The sequence below is a fragment of the Cryobacterium sp. TMT2-15-1 genome (assembly GCF_004402345.1).
Lineage (GTDB): Bacteria > Actinomycetota > Actinomycetes > Actinomycetales > Microbacteriaceae > Cryobacterium > Cryobacterium sandaracinum.
Map to the genome: position 1 here is coordinate 1 of NZ_SOGD01000040.1, position 3,648 is coordinate 3,648.

The 3,648-nt window shown below is 67.6% G+C and carries 2 protein-coding genes; one reads left to right on the forward strand and one right to left on the reverse strand.

The features are described 5' to 3' along the window. Positions 1 to 179 precede the first annotated feature (179 nt). Positions 180 to 2,579, reverse strand: coding sequence for an excinuclease ABC subunit UvrA (locus E3O62_RS11320; protein ID WP_134398562.1), 2,400 nt, complete (start codon positions 2,577 to 2,579; stop codon positions 180 to 182). Positions 2,580 to 2,889: 310 nt separating this feature from the next. On the opposite strand from E3O62_RS11320, the gene E3O62_RS11325 reads away from it, so the two are divergent. After that, positions 2,890 to 3,648, forward strand: a 759-nt coding sequence (locus E3O62_RS11325; RefSeq protein ID WP_134398563.1) for a 1-acyl-sn-glycerol-3-phosphate acyltransferase, incomplete at its 3' end; no start/stop codon positions are given.

A 3,648-nucleotide genomic window follows, 5' to 3' on the forward strand; every position in this document is an offset into this window, starting at 1 on the left:
CACCGCCCCAAACCACCCACCCTGCCCCGACGCGTCTGCATCAACGACCCGCACCAAAAAACCATCCTCAACCTGTCTCACACAGGTTGACAAATACCGGAATGGGGCGATTCGGCCAGAATCTCCGTCGAATTCGTTCGGGACAGACCTGACTGGCAGCGCCGTGAAGTGCGCTGCCGTCAGGCTCTGCCGACGTAGGCCGCGAGGTGCTGGGCGGTGAGGGTGGAGCGGTCGGCGACCAGGTCGGCCGGTGAGCCCTCGAAGACGATCCGGCCGCCGTCGTGACCGGCGCCGGGTCCGAGGTCGATGATCCAGTCGGCATGAGCCATCACGGCCTGGTGATGCTCGACGACGATGACCGACTTGCCGGAGTCCACGATTCGGTCGAGCAGGCCGAGCAACTGCTCGACGTCGGCGAGGTGGAGTCCGGTGGTCGGCTCGTCGAGCACGTAGACGCCGCCCTGCTCAGCCAGGTGGGTGGCCAGCTTGAGCCGCTGGCGCTCGCCCCCCGAGAGCGTCGTGAGCGGCTGGCCGAGGCTGAGATAGCCGAGCCCAACGTCGGTAAGCCCGCCCAGGATGGCGTGGGCGGCCGGCGTGCGCGCCGCTCCGGCGCCGAAGAACTCCCGGGCCGCCGTCACCGACATCGCGAGCACCTCACTGATATCGCGGCCGCCGAGGCGGTACTCCAAAACGGATGCCTCGAACCGCTTCCCCGCGCAGACCTCGCAGGTGGTGGCGACGCCCGCCATCATGGCCAGGTCGGTGTAGACGACGCCGGCACCGTTGCAGTTGGGGCAGGCACCCTCGGAGTTGGAGCTGAACAGCGCGGGCTTCACGCCGTTGGCCTTCGCGAAGGCCTTTCGGATCGGGTCGAGCATTCCCGTGTACGTCGCCGGATTGCTTCTGCGGGAACCGCGGATGCTGCCCTGATCGATGGACACCACGCCCGCGCCGGTGGGGATCGACCCGTGCACGAGCGAGCTCTTTCCGGAGCCCGCGACCCCCGTCAGCACGACGAGCACGCCGAGCGGGATATCCACGTCCACATCCTTCAGGTTGTTCTTTGTCGCGCCGCGAATCTCCAGCGTGCCCGTGGGGGTGCGCACTGCGGGCTTGAGTGCTGCGCGATAGTCGAAGTGGCGGCCAGTAAGGGTGCCGCTGGTGCGGAGACCCTCCACGGTGCCCTCGAAGCAGACGGTGCCGCCCGCCGCGCCGGCGCCGGGTCCGAGATCGACGACGTGGTCGGCGATCACGATCGTCTCCGGCTTATGCTCCACAACGAGCACCGTGTTGCCCTTGTCCCGCAGCTGCAGCAGCAGTGTGTTCATGCGCTCGATGTCATGGGGATGCAGCCCGATGGTGGGCTCGTCGAAGACGTAGGTGACGTCGGTGAGTGAGGAGCCCAGGTGCCGGATCATCTTGGTGCGCTGGGCCTCCCCGCCCGACAAAGTTCCGGCCGGCCGGTCGAGCGACAGATAACCCAACCCGATCTCCACGAACGAGTCGAGGATCTGGCGCAACGCCTGCGTGAGCGGGGCCACCGATGGCTCTCTCTGGCCACGAACCCACCCGGCCAGGTCGCTGATCTGCCAGGCACAGGCATCGGCGATGCTCACTCCGGAGATCTTCGACGAGCGAGCCGCCTCGCTGAGACGGGTGCCGCCGCACTCGGGGCAGGTGGCGAACGTGACCGCACGCTCCACGAACGCGCGGATATACGGCTGCAAAGCGGAGACATCCTTGGACAGGAACGACTTCTGAATCTGCGGGATGAGGCCCTGATACGTCAGGTTGATCCCGTCGACCTTGATCTTGGTCGGCTCCTTGTAGAGCAGGTCGTCCAGTTCCTTCGTGCTGTACCGATGAATTGGCTTGTCCGGGTCGAACCAGCCGCAGCCGCGGAAGATGCGGCCGTACCAGCCGTCCATCGTGTAGCCCGGGATCGTGAGCGCGCCCTCGTTGAGCGACTGGGAATCGTCGTATAGCGCCGAGCGATCGATGTCGTTGACGATGCCCATGCCCTCGCAGCGCGGGCACATGCCGCCGGTGATGCTGAAGCTGCGCCGCTCCTTCACGGTCTTTCCGCCGCGCTCGAGCGTGACCGCCCCGGCCCCACTGATCGAGGCGACGTTGAACGAGAACGCCTGGGGCGATCCGATGTGGGGCTGACCGAGCCGGCTGAAGAGGATGCGCAGCAGCGCGTTGGCGTCGGTGGCGGTCCCGACCGTGGAACGGGAGTTGGCCCCCATTCGCTCCTGGTCGACGATGATGGCCGTGGTCAGACCATCCAGCACGTCCACCTCGGGGCGCGCCAGGGCCGGCATGAATCCCTGCACGAACGCACTGTAGGTCTCGTTGATCAACCGCTGCGACTCGGCGGCGATCGTGCCGAACACTAGTGAGCTCTTGCCCGAGCCGGAAACGCCGGTGAACACCGTCAGCCGCCGCTTCGGGATGTCGAGGCTGACGTCCCTGAGGTTGTTCACGCGCGCGCCCCGCACCCGGATCCGGTCGTGGCTGTCGGCCGCGGGCGGCGCGGGCATGGTCGTGCTCGCGGCGCTGCTCAGGTCAGTGCTCATCGTGTCTCCCTCTGGTGGCCGGGCCGCCCACGTGGTCTCGGTGGTCGTCGCCTGGTCGAGTCAACCAGCTTCAAGGCCGGTTGTTGCGGTTCCGCCGTGGATGATTCCAGTGTCAGTGCGGTCGAGGCCGTGTGCAAGCTCGATAACCGATGACACAGACGGGGTGGAAGTTTGCGGCGCAGGTATCCGGAGCCGGGCGAGCGTGAGAACGTGAGCCCACGTCCACGGGGTGCGCCGCGCGTGCGAGCCGGGTCCCGAACGGCTCGTGGGACGGACGCGGAAACCCGCACGCAGGTCGTAGCCTTGAGGTATGAGCACAGGCACTCGGGAACCTCTGTACACCACGGCGATTCTGGCCGGGCGGGCCGTGTTCGGCCTGCTGCGGCTGAAGCCATCCGTGACCGGTCTGAAGAATCTTCCGGACACCGGCGGGGCGGTGCTGGCGATCACGCACTTCGGCTACATGGACTTCGCCCTGGTCGAGTGGATGCTGTGGCACAAGAACCGACGGCACATCCGTTTCATGGCCAAGAAGGGCGCGTTCGACCAGAAGCTCGTGGGCGTGTTGCTGCGCGGCATGCGTCATATCTCGGTCGACATGAAGGCAGGGGCGGAGGCTTACGGCCAAGCCGTGGCCGCGCTGCGGGCGGGCGAACTGCTCGGCGTGTTCCCGGAAGGCGGCGTGAACGCCTCCTTCACCGTGCGCGAGTTGAAGTCGGGTGCCATCCGGATGGCCGCCGAGGCCGGGGTCCCCGTGATCCCGATCGCGGTCTGGGGCGGGCACCGCGTGCTCACGAAGAACCACAAGCCGGCCCTGCGCGAGGTGTTCGACGTGCCCATCCACTTCGCCGTCGGCGAGCCGTTCACGGTCGCGGCGGGGGAGGGCACGCAGCCGATGACGTTGGCACTCCACGACACCCTGCAGGTTCTCGTCGACAACCTGCAGAAAGCCTATCCGGTGGACGGCGCCGGCCAGTGGTGGCAGCCGCGGCACCTGGGCGGCACCGCGCCCACGCCGGAGGAGGCCGCCGTGGCCGAGGCCGAGCGGCGCCGGCGGCGCGACGAGGCC